14 protein-coding genes and 3 pseudogenes are annotated in these 16,206 nt (G+C 66.2%); 1 reads left to right on the top strand and 16 read right to left on the bottom strand.

Going from position 1 to position 16,206, the window contains the following annotated elements:
* Positions 1-6: 6 nt before the first annotated feature.
* Both OG811_RS32160 and OG811_RS32155 read right to left on the bottom strand, forming a co-directional pair.
* Positions 7-862 (bottom strand): annotated as a pseudogene (locus tag OG811_RS32160) (IS5 family transposase).
* 453 nt (positions 863-1,315) lie between these two features.
* The gene (locus OG811_RS32155) at positions 1,316-1,939 is read right to left on the bottom strand and encodes a hypothetical protein (protein WP_406071110.1); all 624 of its coding nucleotides are present in this window, start codon (positions 1,937-1,939) and stop codon (positions 1,316-1,318) included.
* A 389-nt stretch (positions 1,940-2,328) separates the two neighbouring features.
* On the opposite strand from OG811_RS32155, the gene OG811_RS32150 reads away from it, so the two are divergent.
* The gene (locus OG811_RS32150; RefSeq protein ID WP_406071109.1) at positions 2,329-3,120 is read left to right on the top strand and encodes a hypothetical protein; all 792 of its coding nucleotides are present in this window, start codon (positions 2,329-2,331) and stop codon (positions 3,118-3,120) included.
* 421 nt (positions 3,121-3,541) lie between these two features.
* Here the strand turns inward: OG811_RS32150 and OG811_RS32145 are convergent, their stop codons facing one another.
* The 14 genes and pseudogenes from OG811_RS32145 to OG811_RS32080 all read right to left on the bottom strand — a co-directional run bounded on the left by OG811_RS32145 (position 3,542) and on the right by OG811_RS32080 (position 16,197).
* Positions 3,542-4,900: a tetratricopeptide repeat protein gene (locus OG811_RS32145; protein WP_406075999.1), complete on the bottom strand. Its 1,359-nt coding sequence runs from the start codon at positions 4,898-4,900 to the stop codon at positions 3,542-3,544.
* A 137-nt stretch (positions 4,901-5,037) separates the two neighbouring features.
* A complete protein-coding gene (locus tag OG811_RS32140; RefSeq protein ID WP_406071107.1) occupies positions 5,038-6,267 on the bottom strand; it encodes an acyl-CoA dehydrogenase family protein in 1,230 nt (409 codons plus the stop codon).
* Positions 6,267-7,346, bottom strand: coding sequence for a phosphotransferase family protein (locus tag OG811_RS32135; RefSeq protein ID WP_406071105.1), 1,080 nt, complete (start codon positions 7,344-7,346; stop codon positions 6,267-6,269). Before OG811_RS32135 ends, OG811_RS32140 begins: the two co-directional genes overlap by 1 nt.
* 178 nt (positions 7,347-7,524) lie before the next feature.
* Positions 7,525-7,736: pseudogene (locus OG811_RS32130) on the bottom strand (SDR family oxidoreductase); the annotation flags it as partial.
* A 143-nt stretch (positions 7,737-7,879) separates the two neighbouring features.
* A complete protein-coding gene (locus OG811_RS32125) occupies positions 7,880-8,560 on the bottom strand; it encodes an HAD family hydrolase (protein WP_406071104.1) in 681 nt (226 codons plus the stop codon).
* Positions 8,561-8,609: 49 nt separating this feature from the next.
* Positions 8,610-9,593: an NADPH:quinone oxidoreductase family protein gene (locus OG811_RS32120; protein WP_406071103.1), complete on the bottom strand. Its 984-nt coding sequence runs from the start codon at positions 9,591-9,593 to the stop codon at positions 8,610-8,612.
* Positions 9,590-9,820: a hypothetical protein gene (locus OG811_RS32115; RefSeq protein WP_406071101.1), complete on the bottom strand. Its 231-nt coding sequence runs from the start codon at positions 9,818-9,820 to the stop codon at positions 9,590-9,592. Before OG811_RS32115 ends, OG811_RS32120 begins: the two co-directional genes overlap by 4 nt.
* A 2-nt stretch (positions 9,821-9,822) precedes the next feature.
* The gene (locus tag OG811_RS32110) at positions 9,823-10,578 is read right to left on the bottom strand and encodes an SDR family oxidoreductase (protein ID WP_406071100.1); all 756 of its coding nucleotides are present in this window, start codon (positions 10,576-10,578) and stop codon (positions 9,823-9,825) included.
* Positions 10,578-11,210: pseudogene (locus tag OG811_RS32105) on the bottom strand (acetyl-CoA C-acyltransferase); the annotation flags it as partial. The gene OG811_RS32110 and the pseudogene OG811_RS32105, both read right to left, overlap by 1 nt.
* Positions 11,211-11,383: 173 nt before the next feature.
* Positions 11,384-11,749, bottom strand: a complete 366-nt coding sequence (locus OG811_RS32100) for an organic hydroperoxide resistance protein (protein ID WP_406071099.1) — start codon at positions 11,747-11,749, stop codon at positions 11,384-11,386.
* 95 nt (positions 11,750-11,844) lie between these two features.
* On the bottom strand, positions 11,845-13,458 hold the full coding sequence (locus tag OG811_RS32095) for an FAD-dependent oxidoreductase (protein WP_406071098.1): 1,614 nt from the start codon (positions 13,456-13,458) through the stop codon (positions 11,845-11,847).
* Positions 13,459-13,478: 20 nt separating this feature from the next.
* Positions 13,479-14,042, bottom strand: coding sequence for a hypothetical protein (locus OG811_RS32090; protein ID WP_406071096.1), 564 nt, complete (start codon positions 14,040-14,042; stop codon positions 13,479-13,481).
* Complete coding sequence (locus OG811_RS32085) at positions 14,039-15,307, bottom strand: aconitase family protein (protein WP_406071094.1); 1,269 nt, start codon at positions 15,305-15,307, stop codon at positions 14,039-14,041. Before OG811_RS32085 ends, OG811_RS32090 begins: the two co-directional genes overlap by 4 nt.
* On the bottom strand, positions 15,307-16,197 hold the full coding sequence (locus OG811_RS32080) for an oxaloacetate decarboxylase (protein WP_406071092.1): 891 nt from the start codon (positions 16,195-16,197) through the stop codon (positions 15,307-15,309). Before OG811_RS32080 ends, OG811_RS32085 begins: the two co-directional genes overlap by 1 nt.
* Positions 16,198-16,206 lie beyond the last annotated feature (9 nt).

Here is a 16,206-nt window from a genome sequence, read left to right as displayed (position 1 = left end):
CAGGTGTCACTTGAGCCGGCGGGTGGTGGGCCGGGTATCCCAGCGGTAGAGCGTGCGGGCACGGCGGATGAGTTGACGGATTGTGACGATGGCTGCTGCCAGGTACAGGTAGAAGTCGATGATGCTGGCGTTGCGGTCGGTGCAGCGGCGGATCTTGCCGAACCCGTTCATCCACGAGTTGGTCCGCTCGACCACCCAGCGTTTGCCGACCTGGACCGGGGCGGGGATGCCTTTGCGCGCGATCTCGGCGTCGAAGCCCAGCTCGTCGAGCAGGTTGCGGGTCGGGCCGTTGTCGTAGGCGCGGTCCAGATGCGCGGTGACCTGCTCGGGCCAGCGATGCCGCAGCTGCGCGCTGCACGCTTCGAAGGTGTCACGCAGCAGCGGCGAGTCGTGGCGGTTGGCCGTCGTGCCGGTCAACCCGAGCGGGATCCCGTTGCTTTCCACGCCGGTCGAGCGTTTCATGCCGCCCTTGCCACGGTCGACCGGGGAACGACCGGCCCGCTCGCCGCCACACGGTGCTTTCGTGATCGCTCCGTCGACGCTGACATCGTCCAACTCCAGGCCGATCATGCGGTCGTAGGCGTCCAGAGTCAGCTCATGCAGCCGCTCACCCAGGCCGGCTTCGGCCCACAGCTGCAGACGCCGGCGGATGGTGCGATCCGAAGCACCGGTCCGACGCGACACGTTCGTAGCCGGAGCCGTGCACCAGCGCGGCGATGACGTGCTCGAACACGACCCGGCCGGGAATCCGGCGCCGGTGGCAGCCCAGCGGGTGCGTCGGGTCGAACTCAGGTTGCTCACCGCACAACGCGTCGAACTGGACCCAGACAGGTTCGAGCAACGATGATGGCAGGGCAGGCACAGGACTCCCGTCGATCACTGAGCGTAGAGAACTCCGATGATCGATGGACCCGTGCCTGCTTGCTACCCCGGGATGCCTACCTGTCCAGATCTTGACCTATCGCCGGTCGCTCTAAGCCGCCTGCCACCAACATCACCACGACGGCGCCCGACACAGCTTCCCCCGTTGGCGTCGGCATTCCAACCTCGGCCGGGGCTGCGGAAGCAGATCTTGGCAGCCCGCCGCCGTGGCGACGACGTCGTCCTAACCCAACCGGAGGACGGCTCCGGCAGCGCGCCTGCCGGGACCCGGGTCCTTGCCGGTGGAGGAGGTGTCGGCAAGTCCCAGCTGGCGGCATGGTTCGCCCCGGACGCGATCGAGCGCGGCACCGTCCTGGTGATGTGGGTGGCGGCGGGCAGCCCTGAGCAGATCATCACCGACTACGCCCGCACAGCGGTCCGAGTCGGCGCCCCCTCAATTTTTGCCAGCAGTCCAGATGTTGATGAAGTAACCGATAAGGCCGCCGATCCCGAGTGAAATAATGTTGCTCACAACCGTAATCCACACATCGCGTTTCTTGGCATCCCAAAAGGTCGGTGCTTCTTTTCTCGTTCTAGTATCAAGTAGCACTCGAGGCTTCGGCCGCTCCACATCGCGTCGCCGCGACAGCCCATCGTAGATTGCGCGGCCGACGACGGGGGCAACAAGAAGAGCAGCTCCGAAAAGGGTGTCAACAAAGTCAGGGGTGACTAGCCTGCGGCACCCAAGTGCTATTTCGTAGACTTCTTGAGCTGCCCCCTTAGATGCTAAATCATCACCCGTTATCTGGAGAAGGCTGATGTCCTTACCGAGCTGGAGCGTCACCTCACCCGAGTTTCCGCCGGTGAAAGAAAAGCTCCTCACAGCGTGGACGCCCTGCGACGCAAGATCGGCAATGTCGGCGACATCGTCGATCTCGTAGTCGTCAACCTTCATATCAACTTTTTGATGGGATATCTTGTGAAGAACGGCCACCATTCGATCGAGATCGTCTCGCCACATACGCAAGTATCCGAGGTCGACAGTGATTACCTTTGGAACAACACGTCTTAGCGCCACTCGATGGATGATAGGTTAACCGACCCCTTCTCGTACAGGAAGGAACCAGGATTCGACGGCGCCACCATGCGTTCTCAACGTGACGACATCCCCTAGTGATCAACTCCTATACCCTGAACTCTCCGCTGGCCGCCTTCGAACGCCCTCACATCGGCATGATCAAACGCGTTCTCATCGGCAGATCCGCGCCCTCGGTCACAGACGGTGGAGTCGCGCGGCAAGGGGCGATGGGGCCAACTTCGTCCTGACAGTCGATGGAACGTAAGCAGCCGGACGACTGGCAGGCAGAGCTGCCGACGGGTTTGTCCACCGACGGCCGGCCGTGACAGGGTCTGCGAACATAGTGGTCCGGCGGATAGGGCTCGTGAGGGCTTCGCCTGCGGTGCGGTGTGGACGGCTGGGACAGGGGGATAGCGGTGCCGAGAAGGCTTGTGGTGGCGGAGTGGGAGGACGGGCAAGAACCGTTCGACTCGCGGAAGAAGCCGGGCAGCTACAGCCCAGCAACACGTCTACCGGGCAGTTCACGCAAAGCCGGGGAGATGACGATCACGCTGCCCACCGAAGAGGACCTGGCTGAGCGTCCTCGGGAACCGCCGGAGCACCGCCAGCGCGTTGCCGCCGGGCGGCCGTTGCAGCGCGGCGATAACGGCGCCGTCGATGCATTGGCCGACGCCCTTGTCCTCGCTGGGATGAAGACCGTGGATTGGGTTTTTGAGACAGGGGGCCCGAAGGCCTGGGCGTGGGGTAAGCAGACCGTGGCGGATTGGAAGGCTAGACGAGCTAGAGCTGCCGTTGAGGCCGCTGCGTCCGTGGAGCTCGAGCCGGCCGCAGTGCAGGTTGAGCCAGCTGACGTGACGCACCTTGCGGGTACCGCGGTCGAGGCGGAGAAGCCCATTATGAGCTGGACAGAGGTGCAACAGCGCCTTCGCGTAGCCGACGCGGCCGAACGGCTCCGTGACCAGCAGATAAAACTCGTGCTGGGTTCACGGATCGTCGATGATGACCTGACGGAGCTGGGCAGCGCGGCCGTACCGTCCGCGCAGGCGCAGGTGGGTGCCAGGGACCAGCCGATGCTGCAAGCAACGCCATCGCTGGCTGACGCAGATCTCCGGGTCCAGCTCGACGGCGTTCGCAACCGCGACTCCTGGCAGGGCGACGGCATACCTGTCCAGCGGACGTGAAAACGCGGCAAGCCGGGTGGTCACCACCAGTCGTTGCGCTCCGAACCAAACCGCAGCTTAAACAGTGATGGCGGGCGCGGCGCTGCACGAGGCTGACACCCTCGGACCGTTTCTCGTAGTGAACCATGACGAGGTCCACTCCGAAAGTGATATTCTCGCGCACGGCGCGAGCGATCTGGCAAAATCGCTCTGCCGGCACCGGCCCGTCGAGGGGCTGACATGACCCGAGTCGGCAGTCATCCCTGAAGGCTACTTTGCGCATCGGCATTGTTGGGTGCCCGCTAATCGGCAGATCCGCCTATGGGCGTCAGCGAGCCTTGCACGCCTCTTGACAGGCAAATCGACTGAGGATCATTCTTCCGAGACTTACATGCCCGACGTTAGACAGAGATCGGCTGCCGATAATGCGTTCGGCCACATCTCAAGACCCGCGCCTTTGGACCATGCTGGCCCGCCAGTCGCCGGTGCGTAGGTGACTCAACATGACGCTCGCCGCCCTCGCGTCCGGGTGATCGCTGCCGAGTAGTCGGTCGGTGTCGGCGACAAGCCGTTCGAAGATGGCTGTCGCCTCATCGGTGCGGCCGGCAAGTGCATAGTTGAGGCCGAGGCCGCTACGGGCATTGATCGTATCTGGATGATCGACACCGAGCAGGCGTTCGAAGTCCGGCACGACCTGTTCCGACAGCGCGGTGGCGTCGTCGATTCTATCCGCCTGCCGGTACGATCCGGCGAGGTTGTCTCGAGCGGTCAGCGTGTCCGGATGCTTCGGATCAAACAATCGCTCACGGACAGCCAGGACCTCCTCCTCGATGAGAATGGCCTTATCAGGACGTCCCTCCAGCCGGTACGAAATTGCCAGGTTGCTGCTGGCCTCCAATGTCGCGGGATGCTCGGCACCGAGCAGGCGTTCGAAGTCGGCGACAACGGCTTCCGAGAACGCGACTGCTTCAGCGAACCGGCCCGCGTACCGGTAGGAGGCTGCGTGGTTGTCACGCAGACGCAAGGTACTGAGGTTCTCCGCACCGTAGACGCGCTCGTACGGGGCCAGCAGCCTCTCCTGGATATCGATCGCCTTGCTGAACTGGCCCGCCTGCCGGTAGGAGACGGCGAGGTTGGCGCGAGCGGTCAACGTGCCCTCGTGCCCGACCCCGAACAGCCGCTCCCACTCGGTGGCGGTTTGCTCCTCGATGGCGATCGCATCGTTCGTGCGTCCGGCCTGCCATAGAGCGCTGGCGAGGTTGCCCCGCGCGGTCAGGGAGTTGCGATGTTCAGATCCCAGCAGACGTTCGCTGGCGGCGACGATCTGCTCGAACTCGGCGATTGCGGCGGTCAGGTTTCCCTGATTCTGTTGGAAGGTCGCTGCGCGATCCCGCAGCCACAGCAAGTCGGCGCTGATCTGCTCCTGTGCAGTGTGTTCCACCAGCGCTTTGATGTGGGGCAGCAGCGCTGTCCACAGCGGCCAGCCTGCCAGGTTCATGGCCGGATCATCCGGCACAGCGATAAGAAGAAGCTCAGCCGCAAGGTCACCAACAGCCTTCGCCTGCCCAGCCGTTGTTGCGGCGCTGCGGGTAACAGACTGGACCAGCCGGTGCACTGTCGTGCCGCCGGCACGACGGCTGATCATGGAGTACGAGGCCAGCAAAGACAATGCGTCGGCGACATCCCGGGAGTTGTCGGAAAGCGGGAGCAGCACGCTGTCGGGCAGCTCGTCAGCGGCCAGCCAAGCGAGCAGGTCCAGCACCGTGGTGGCGAGCGGGTTCTTGTGGTCGATTGCATCCATGGTCACCGTCCACACCACGGCGATCGAACGTCGGTCGGAGTCACCTTCGCCCGTGTCAGCGGCTGTCGGCACGAGGCGTTACAGCGGGTCGCCGACGACGGCTGGCCGTACGTGGTCCTGGACAGCAAGCTGTTCACTCATGCGGTTCTCGCATTCGTCTGGCGCTTGAGCTCGTTGCGGGCTAGCGCGTTCTTGTGTACTTCGTCTGGGCCGTCGGCGAACCGCAGGGTGCGGATCCCGGCGAACGATGCGGCCAGCGGGAAGTCCTGGCTCAGTCCGCCGGCGCCGTGTACCTGGATGGCCTTGTCCAGGATCCACTCGACGGTCTTCGGCGCCGCTATCTTGATTGCCTGGATCTCGGTGTGCGCGCCCTTGTTCCCGACGGTGTCCATCAACCAGGCGGCCTTGAGTACGAGTAGCCGCAGCTGCTCCACCCGCACCCGCGACTCTGCGATCCAGTCCCGGACGACACCCTGTTCGGCGAGCGGCTTCCCGAACGCGACCCGATCAGAGGCGCGGGCGCACATCAGCTCGATGGCGCGTTCGGCGACGCCGATCGATCGCATGCAGTGGTGGATGCGGCCGGGGCCGAGTCGTGCCTGGGCGATGGCGAACCCGTCCCCCTCGCCACCGATGAGGTTCGAGGCGGGGACTCGTACGTCGGTGAACTCGAGTTCCGCGTGGCCTCCGTGGTCGCGGTCGTCGTATCCGAACACCTGCATGCCGCGTTTGATCGTCAGGCCGGGGGTGTCGCGCGGGACGAGGATCTGGCTCTGCTGGCGGTGTCGCTCGGCCGACGGGTCGGTCTTGCCCATCACGATGAAGATCTTCGCCTCGGGGTTCATCGCCCCGGTGATCCACCATTTGCGGCCGTTGATGACGTAGTCGTCGCCGTCGCGATCGATGCGGGTGGCGATGTTGGTGGCGTCGGAGGATGCGACGTCGGGTTCGGTCATCGCGAACGACGAGCGGATCTCGCCGGCGAGCAGCGGTTGCAGCCATTGCTTCTTTTGCTGGTCGGTGCCGAACGTGGAGAGAACCTCCATGTTGCCGGTGTCCGGGGCGGCGCAGTTCAGGGCGGCCGGCGCGAGGTGGCCGCTGCGCCCGGTGATCTCGGCGAGGGGAGCGTACTGCAGGTTGGTCAGGCCGACGCCGTGCTCGCCGGGCAGGAAGAGGTTCCACAAGCCTCGGACGCGGGCCTCGGCCCGCAACTGCCTCAGGACCGGGACGGTGGACCAGGCCCAGGGATCGTGTAGGGCCGCGAGTTGCTCGGCGAACACCGGTTCGGCTGGGTGGATCTTCTCATCCATGAACGCGAGCAGCTTCTCGCGCAGCTCTTCGGTTCTGGGATCGAACGCGAAGTCCATCAGTTGTGCTCCTTCAGCGAGGTGAGTCCGGCGGCGATCAGGGGCTCAACGATGGTGCCGATGGTTTCGAACCCCTGGCCGACGGTCTGCCCGTGGGTGTGGCGGTAGTGGATGCCTTCGAGGATCACGGCGATCTTGAAGTAGGCGAGTGCGAGATGAAAGCCCAGCCGCGACAGGTCCCGTCCGCTGGCTGCGGCATAGCAACGGAGGATCTCGGTGTCGGTGATGAAGCCCGGGGCGGTGCAGGCGTCGGTGACGACGTACCCGCCGTCGAGCGCGGGCATCCGTTGATAGACAAGCAGCAGCGCGACGTCGGTGAGCGGATCCCCGATGGTGGCCATCTCCCAGTCGATCACCGCGGCAATCTGGTCGTCGCGGTCGACCAGCAGGTTGTCCAGCCGGTAGTCGCCGTGCACGATGGCGGGCGCCGACCCGGCCGTCGGCATGTTGGCCTCCAGCAGCGCGTGCAACTGTTCGGCGCCGGCGAGGTCCCGGCTGCGGGAGGCGTCGAGCTGTTTGCGCCAGCGTCGGACCTGACGGGTGAGGAAGCCGTCCGGGCGGCCGAAGTCGCTGAGGCCGATGGCGGCGGGGTCGACGCGGTGCAGCGCAGCGAGGGCGTCGACCATCCGGGTGGAGATGGCGTTGACGCGTTCCACGCCTAGTGGTCGCAGCTGTGCGGCGTGGCGGTACGGCGTACCGTCCACCCGCTGCATCACGTAGAACGGAGCGCCGACCACGTCCGGGTCCTCACACAGCGCGAACGTTTGCGGTACCGGCACGTCGGTGCCCTGCAGCGCGCTGATCACCCGGTACTCGCGGGTCATGTCGTGGGCGGTCGCGAGGACGTGACCGAGCGGCGGCCGACGTACGATCCACCAGCTGCTGCCGTCGGTAACCTCGTAGGTGAGGTTGGACTTGCCACCCGCGATCACCCGCGCCCGCAACGGCCCCCCAACCGTGCCCGGGCAGGCGCGCTGGAGGAACGCCTCGAACTTTGCCAGGTCGAGTCCCGGAGGGTTGCCCGCTGCAAGGTCGTCGCCGGCAAGGCCCCGGCTGGCTGTATCCACCTGCTCACTCATCAGGGCACCAGCACGGAGATGGTCTCGGCACCCGCGTGGACCCTGTGGGACCCGACTGCCTGCCCTCGAACTCGTCGAGCCCGTTGAACTCTGCATTGCCTACTCCTGTGACGCGGGGTGATGTCCGTACATGTGTCGCCATGAGTGCGAAGAGCCGCCAACGTACGTTCACGGCATCTCAGTCGCGCGGTCCGCCAGCGACGTAGATGACCTGGGCCGGAGACGAACGATGCGTCCTCCCACGCGAAGAATGAGACAGTGGCGGCGATGTCGTGGGGCTGACCGACGCGGCCTAGCGGGATCTGCGCGGCGGCAGCCGCTTTGAAGTCCTCGAACGGGACACCGACCCGGGGCAACGGTGGTTGCGGTCCTCTCGGTCTCGATGAAGCCGATCTCCTCGACGACCGGCTTGCCCGCCGACTCGTCCAGGTCAAGTACGGCGGCTGCGAACCCGTCCTCGCTGAGCCGCTTGGCGACGGCGGCGCCGGTGCCGCGTGCGGCTCCGTTGACGATGGCGGTACGACGGATCGCGGTCACGGAGTCTCCTCCAGCTGTGGTGTGGTGGTGTTCAGGCCCGCAACGTGCCGAGCAAGCTGACTTCTTGTTTCGTGTACGTCGATGTGCAGGACCGCCTGCAGGCCTGCCCGTCTCGCACCCTCAATGTTCGCGACGGCGTCGTCGACGAACACCGCCGCACCGGGCTCGACACCGAGCAGCTTCAGGGTGTGCGCGAAGATCTCCGGGTTCGGTTTACGCATCCCGACCTCGCCAGAGATGACCACCGGGTCGAACAACGCGTCGATCAGCTCCCGCGGGTAGGTGTTGCCCCAGCTATTGGACAGCAGGGCGACCCGCACGCCGGCGGACTTGAGCTCTTCGACGAGGTCGAACATCAACGGGTCCGGGCGCATCTCGGCGAACAGTGCCTGCAGCAGCCCGTTGGGGGCGACCGGTCCACCATCGGTGGCGACCAGTTCCGCGGCGAGCAGGGTATCGAACTGCGCGGCGGCAAGCTCACCGGTCTCCAGGCGGTGGATCGGTGTGCCCTCGGGCGCGGATCGGGACATCCACGCCTTCAATGTTCTGGAGAACGACACTGGGTCGATCCCGTCCCGCTTCAGCCAGGCCGCGATCGAGTCACGCACTGGGCTGGTGAGAACACCGCCGTAGTCGAAGACCACCGCAGCGGCGGTCACTCGCTCGTCGTACGTCATCTGCTCCTCCTCGATCGGCAGCATGGGATCCGGATCGGCGGTGTGGGGGTCAGGCCAGGTAGGTGACTCGGCCGACCGTCGTACCGTCCGCCAACCGCTGCAGGCCCTCGGCGACATCGCCAAGGTCGAGCCGTTCGCTGACCAGCGGCTTGACCAGGCCGTCGGCTGCCAGCTTGGACAGCTCGTCGTGGCACTGCCGGACGGCCGCGGGATCGTGCTGGTTGTACAGGCCCCAGTGCAGCCCGACGATCGAGTAGCTCTTGACCAGCGCGTGGTTGAGGGCGGCGGACTGGATGTCGCCGCCGGCGAAGCCGACCACCAGGATCCGCCCCTCGAACGCGATGCACTTGGTCGAACGCTGGTAGGCCTCACCGCCGACCGGGTCGTAGACGACATCGGCGCCGCGGCCGTCGGTGAACTCCTTGACGACCGCGACGAAGTCCTCGGAACGACGATCGACGACGACGTCCGCGCCCAGAGCCCTGGCCACCTCGGCCTTGTCTGGTCCTCCGACCACACCGACCACCCGGGCCCCGGCTGCCTTGCCGAGCTGGACGGCCGCGCTGCCCACGCCGCCGGCTGCCGCATGCACGAGCAGTGTCTCCCCGGCCTGTAACCGGGCCCTGCGGTGCAGCCCGAACCATCCGGTCTGGTAGCCGATATAGAACGCGGACGCCTCGGCGTCATCGAGGCACTCAGGGGCCGGGAACGTGGTGGCCGGGTCCATCACCGCGTACTCGGAGAAACCGCCGGCGGGAAGCACCGATGCACCGATCACCCGATTGCCGACCGCGAAGCCGGTCGCACCTTCACCCAGTGCGACCACCTCACCGCAGAGTTCGATGCCGGGTGTGAACGGTAGCTCCGGCTTTACCTGGTACCTGCCCCGGCACATCAACACGTCGGGGAAGTTGGCCGCAGCAGCACACACCCGCACCACGAGCCTCCCGGCGGCAGGCTCGAGGTCGGGCACCTTCTGCAGCCGCAGCACCTCGCGCGGCTCACCGAGCTGGTGCACCTGCCAGGCCTTCATCCGCGGAACCCTCCTTCATTCAGTCGCCGCTGGAGCTTGCGCATCCCACTGAGCCCGCGGCGGTAGTACTTTCTGACTTGCGGATGCGGCAGGATCAGCAAGTGATCGTGCTGCGGTTCTTGGCCCGTGGCGCCACCGGCACCGAGCTTCGCGGCCATCGCGTGTCCGATGCCGCGATCGGCACCGGTGACCACCTCACCCCTGTCGCGGGCGTCGATGCCCGCCACGGTCACACTCCTCCGGTCAGGGTGAGTCCACCGTCAACGACCAGGATCTGCCCGGTGACCCAGGCGGCGTCGTCGGAGAGCAGGAAGGCGATCGCACCACCGACGTCGTCCGGAACACCGAGCCGCCTGAGGGGGTACGCGGAGGCGACCTCGTCCTCCTTGCCCTCGTACAACGCGGTCGCGAACCTGGTCTTCACCACCGCGGGAGCCACACCGTTGACCCGGATCCGTGGCCCGAGTTCCACCGCAAGCTCGGCGGTGATGTGCGCGAGCATCGCCTTGCTGGCTCCGTAGAACCCGATCCCCGGGGCCGGTTTCAATCCGGCGACCGAGGAGACGTTCACGACCGACCCGCCGTGCTCACCCATCCAGGCCCGGTGGGCCTGCTGCACCCACGACAGCGCGGCCAGGCAGTTCACCTCGAAGATCTTTCGCGCGGCGTCGAGGTCGAGGTCGACCATGGGCCCGTAGACCGGGTTGATGCCGGTGTTGTTCACCAGCATGTCGACGCTGCCGAACGTTTCGATTGTCCTGTCGATCGCGTCGCGCTGGTGGTCCACGTCGTCGCCCTTGCCTGCGGCCGCGATCGCGTTCTTCGGGCCGCCGAGCGACTGCACCGCCGCGTCAAGCGCTTTCTGCTTGCGGGCCGTGATGCACACCTTCGCACCGCCAGCGACGAGCCGTTCGGCGATGCCGATGCCGATGCCGCGGCTGGCTCCGGTGATGATGGCGACCTTGCCGTCGAACCTGTTGCCCATCAGGACAGCCCCTCTGGCACGATGGCCATTCTCTGGTCGCCACCGACACACGTCGTTTCCAAGCCGAACTGCTTGTCGTGGAACTGCAGCGAATTGATCAGCGTGCTGGTGATCCGGGCCCCGGTGATCCCGAATGGGTGGCCGACCGCGATCGTGCCGGCGTTGACATTGAAGTTGCCGAAGTCGACGCCGAGGTCTCGGGCGGAGGGGATCACCTGCGCGGCGAGGGCCTCGTTGATCTCGACCAGGTCGATGTCGTCGATGCTCATCCCTGCGCGGACCAGCGCCCGCTTCGACGCCTCGACCAGGCTCAGTCCCATGGTTTCCGGCGACAGGGCGCCGACGCCGGTCGAGGCGATCCGCGCCAGTGGGGTGAGCCCGAGTTCGGTGACCTTGGTGTCGGACATGATCACGGCCGCCGCGCCGTTGAGCGGGCCGCCGTTGCCGGCGGTCACCGTGCCGTCCGGTCGGAATACCGGCTCGAGCTGGGCGACCTTCTCCAGCGTCACACCCGCCCGCGGGCCGTCGTCCTTATGTGCGATCGCCTGCTCGACCAGGTTCTGGCTACGGACCCCAAACGAGTCCTGCTCCTCGCGGGTCACACCCTTCAATTGGGCGACGTTCTCCGCGGTGAGCGTGTCGTCGGCTTCACGGTCATCGTGGCTCGAAGCCTCAGCTAGGTGGACGGACGGCTGCGTCATCCCTATCGGATCCCTTCCGGGTTCTCGCCCGCGTGCCGGCGCGCGACGTGGAACGCCGCACCGCCGGCACGTGGACGTGATGAGTGGCTGGTGATGAGGAGGCGTCAGCCCGCAGGGCGTGCCTGGATGTCCACCTCGATGTTTCCCCGGGTGGCGGCTGAGTACGGACAGATCTGGTGTGCCTCCTCGGTCAACTTCTGGCAGGTGGCCTCGTCGACGTTCGGTATTTCGACAACAAGGCGGACCGCCAGGCCGTAGCCGGTCCCGACCGGACCCATGCTCACGTGGCAGGTTACGAGCGATCCCGACGTGTCGACCTTCATCCGCCGGCCGGCGGCACCGATGGACGCTTGGAAGCAGGCGGCGTAGCCGGCGGCGAAGAGCTGTTCGGGGTTTGTCGCCCCACCTGGCCCACCCATCTCCTTGGGCGCGCGTAGATCGACGTCCAGGAAGCCGTCGTCCGATCGCACGTTTCCTGCGCGCCCACCGGTTGCGGTAGCCGTGGCCGTGTACGTGACCCGGTCAAGTTGGGTTGTCACGAGAAGCACGTTCCTCTCTTGCTCGATCAGGAGTCTGCGCTGACGGCGCAGCCGGCCCGGTAGGCCATGGCGATGTTGCGGGTGTTGGCGTATCCGGTCACGTAGCCGCGGAATTCCGTGGTCGCGACGGCGTTACCGGTGGCGAACAGCCCGGGGATCGGCGTCCCGTCGCGTCGTAGTACCCGGGCGTCCGCGTCGGTCTGTAGACCGAACGTGCACACCCCGATGCCGAGCAGCCGCAGCGGAAGCGCGTAGAAGGGCGGTTCGGCGACGGCTCCCAGGTTGGGGTTCGGTTGGTGCCGCGCGTCGCCGTATCGACGCCGGACAAAAGCCTTCGATCCTCGGTCGTAAACCGGGTCGATGCCGAGGTCGGCGTTTGCGTTGAAGTCGGAGACGGTCTGGGCGAGGGCGTCAGCGTCAATCCCGACGGTCGCGGCCAGCGCCTCCAGGGTGTCCGCCCGGGCGATCGTGTCGGGGTAGGCGGCGCCGGCAGGCAGCGTGCCAAGGCGGTAGTTCTTCCGGAACTGCTCGTCGAACAGCAGGTAGCAGGGGAAGTTTTCCCATCGCCGACAAGCCGGATCCCACCGCAGAAGGGCTGAGTTGATGCCCACGTAGTAGCTTTCGTCGCCGAAGCGGTGTCCGGCGCGGTTGACGACCATGGTGTGCGGCAGTCCCATGACGTCGAACAGTTGGCTGTAGAGGTGAGCCCCCGTGCCGCTGTGGACGTCCTTGGATTGCAGGTGCGCGCCCATCGAGAACTGGGGCCCACCACCGCGTACCACCGCCGCGCCGGCCGCTTCCGCGAGACCCAAGTGATCACCGCGGATCGATGGCGGTCCGGCTTCGACGAAGTCGGGCAGCCCCTCGAGGTCGGCCGCGAAGTCGGCCCAGCCGTAGCCGCCCGTCGCTAGGAGGACGCCACGTCGGGCGAAGAACTCCGACTCGTGCCCACCGGGGTCGACCGCGCGGACACCGCTGACCCGGCCCGACCGTTCGATCAGCCGCTGGACGCGATGTCCGAGGACCCAGTCGACGTCCTGCTGAACTAGCGCCGCTCGCACGAAGGCAGCCGCCAGGCCGGTGCCCATCGTCAGAAAGTCATCACGCTGGCGCTCGGCGAACAGCGCCTCGATCTGCTGGGGCGTCCGCGTGCTGTCGAACAGTTCGCGGTGCCGCAAGCCCGTGCGGTAGTGCGGGGAGGGGGACAGGTGCGATCGCAGTCGCCGAAGTCGAGTGCCCTCGATGGCGCACTCCAGCATCCGTCCGCTCGGCATCGAGCCGGGCGCATCGGGGTAGTAGACGTCCGGGTTTCCCGGAACCACCTCGAAGTCGATGCCGAGTGAACGGTAGAACCCCAGTGCCTCCTGCGCCGAGGTGAGGATCTTGCGGCGGAGATTGTCGTCGGAGTTGCGTTCACCCTGAGCGTAGCGGAGGTAGGCGTCGGCGGCGTCGACGCTGTCGGGTGGGTCGTCGTCGGGTGCGCCGGGCGCCCACAGCAGGCCGCCGCTGTACGCGCCGCCGCCGCCCAGGTATTGGGAGGCCTCGATGACAAGGACCCGCAGGCCCGAGGAGGCGGCAACGGCAGCAGCGGCCAAGCCGCCCAGGCCGCCTCCGACGCAGACCAGGTCGTATTCCGGCATAGCGGTACGGGCAGCCGCTGCTATGCCGACGCGGCGGATGGGGCAGCGGCAGCTGCATCGGCACCGTACTTCTGGCGCAGCAGGTTAAACCCACCGCCGGCCTCGATGACCTCGATCGCGTGCCCGCTCGGGGCCTTGCCCTGCAACACCTGTCCTGATGACACGACCCGCACGGTGGCGGTCCGCCAGTCGACTTCCACGTCATCCCACCGTTGGACCGCCGACGAGATGCCCGGTACGGCGACCAGTGGCATCCCCTGATACAACTCGCCCCGCCAGAATCCGGGTGCGAACGACTCGGCGACAACGGCGACAATCCCCGCGTTGCGCATCGCGATCATCGCCGGGTAGTGCGGGTGCCCGTAGCCGAAGTTCCGACCGCCGACGATGATGTCTCCGGGGCGGCAGTCGTTGACGAAGTTCGGGTCGTACGCCTTCATGCACACCGAGGCGAGCTTGTCGGGGTCGTAGTACTTGATGTTCTCGACGCCGATGATTAGGTCGACATCGAAGTCCGAATCGAAAATCCAGGCCACCCGACCCTTGAGTACGGCCGGGACGGCTGGCGAGTCTGGCTTGCTCATGCGGTTACCACCTCGCGGGGGTCTGTGATACGACCGGTCAGCGCCGATGCGGCTACCGTGTAGGCGCTACCCATGTAGATCTCGGCTTCGGTGCTGCCCATGCGCCCTGAAATGTTCAGCACTCCGGTCGAGATGCACTTGTCGCCTGCCTGCAGCGGGGACGCGTAGCCGATGCAGAAGTCGCACGATGCGTGGGCGATGCGGGCACCGGCCTCCGCGAGGATGTCGAGCAGTCCCTCCGCCTTCGCCTGTGCGTAGATCCGCTCGGAGGTTGGAACAACGTTGAAGTTGACCCCGGGCGCGACCTTCTTGCCTTTCAGGATCTCCGCGGCGGCTCGGATCTCCTCGATCCTCCCGCTCGCGCACGACCCGATGTAGGCGTGCTTGACTTCGACCCCGGTCACGTCCTCGATCCGTTTCGTGTTGGCCGACTTCGCTGACCCGGGCAGCACCACCTGCGGTGACAGGTCGTCCAGGTCGATCATGTGCTTGGCCGCGTACTCGGCGTCCGGGTCGCTGTAGACAGGCTCGAACGGCTTGCGGGCGACGCGCCGGGCGTATGCGAGTGAGGTCTCATCGGGATTGAAAATCGCCGAAACGGCTCCAGTAAACATTGCCATGGCGCACAGTCCCTGGCGGCGGTCGATGGACATCGCCTCGGCGCCGGGGCCGACGTACTCCATCACCTGGTGTGCACACGCGTCAGCGCCGTACCTCGCGATGATGTGATGAATGAGGTCGCGGTTGTCCACTCCGGGGGCGAATGCGCCGCTAAGGTGAAACTGCGTGGTCCGCGGTACGTCGAGGTAGACGGCGCCGGAGACCCACGCTTCGAGCAGATCCTTGCGGACACCCCAGCCGAGCGCGCCAAAGGCACCGAGCCCGCTGATGTGTCCGTCGAAGTGGACCAGGAAGTTGCCAGGGATGGCGTAGCCGAGCTCGGCGGCCACCTGGTGCCCGATCCCCAGTCCCTCGTGCACCTCGACGCCGTTCGCGCGTCCCCAGTCGCGGGTGACCTGGTGCATCTGTTGCTCGCGCTCGTCGTTCCTCGTCACCAGGTGGTCGATGAACAGCACGTACCGCTCGGGGTCGCTGACCGTTGTTATCCCGAAGTCGTCCGCCATCTGCCGGAACATGACGTCCGTATAGCCCGGGAAGTCGTAGGCGACCATGTAGTCGGGGCGGAACGGTGCGTTCTGGCCGGGACGCACCACGGGAAGACCGCCGGCCCGCGCGAGAATCTTCTCCGTGATCGTGCTGCCCATCACATGCCTCCTTCGATGGCAGTCAGCTCGGACTGCGACGCGTGGTACTTCGCCTGTAGCTCGAGAATTTCGGGGAACCCGAGCAGTGCGGGGATCTCCTTCGGAGCCATACCGTCGGCAGTCACGTCCGTCGCCAGTTCTCCGTCGTACAGCCGCTGCAGGGCGTTAGCGATCGCTCCCGCCGCAGCGTGAACGGCTTGGTTCGGCAACAGTGCGATGCGTACTCCGAGTTCGAGGAGGACTTCTCGAGTGAACTCCTTCTCGACCCACGTCCCGGCGGTGATGGTCGACACGAGGTCACCGCCCAGTTCCTCGCTCGCGTCCGACCACTCCTCGACAGAGCTGAACGAGCGCGTCACGGGCATGAGGAGGTCGGCACCAGCGGCTCGGTACGCGGCGAGGCGGCGACGCGCGTCCTCCCCGTGAGCATCCGTCCGAGCAATGATCAGGATGCCGTCAGCGGCGTCCTTCGCGGCGCGGATCTTTCCGGCGGCCTCCTCGATCGGAATCAGCGGTACCGGCTGGTTGACCCACAGCGGCTCTTTCTTGGGCGCCACCTGGTCCTCCATGAAGACGGCGCTCGCGCCCGCGTTGCGCGCCTGGTTGACCGTGCGCATGACGTTCACGGCGTTGCCGTAGCCCGTGTCGATGTCGGCGATCAGGGGAAGAGAACAGCCTTCGCGGATACGGCGGATCGCGCCGATGTTCTCGGTCATGGTGTAGAGCTCGGCGTCGGGCATTCCGAGTGACGCCGATATGGCGTATCCGGAGGAGCAGACGGCGCGGAAGCCGACGCGCTCGATGAGGCGAGCCGAGAGACCGTCCCATGCCCCGGGCGCGTACACCAGCCGCTCGTGCTCAAGGAGTTGCACCACCGACGTTGTGATCATGAGCCGAAC

The organism is Micromonospora sp. NBC_01638, assembly GCF_045209745.1.
Classification (GTDB): domain Bacteria; phylum Actinomycetota; class Actinomycetes; order Mycobacteriales; family Micromonosporaceae; genus Micromonospora.
Note: the sequence above shows the minus strand (reverse complement) of the source record. Positions and strands in the feature narration are given on the sequence as shown.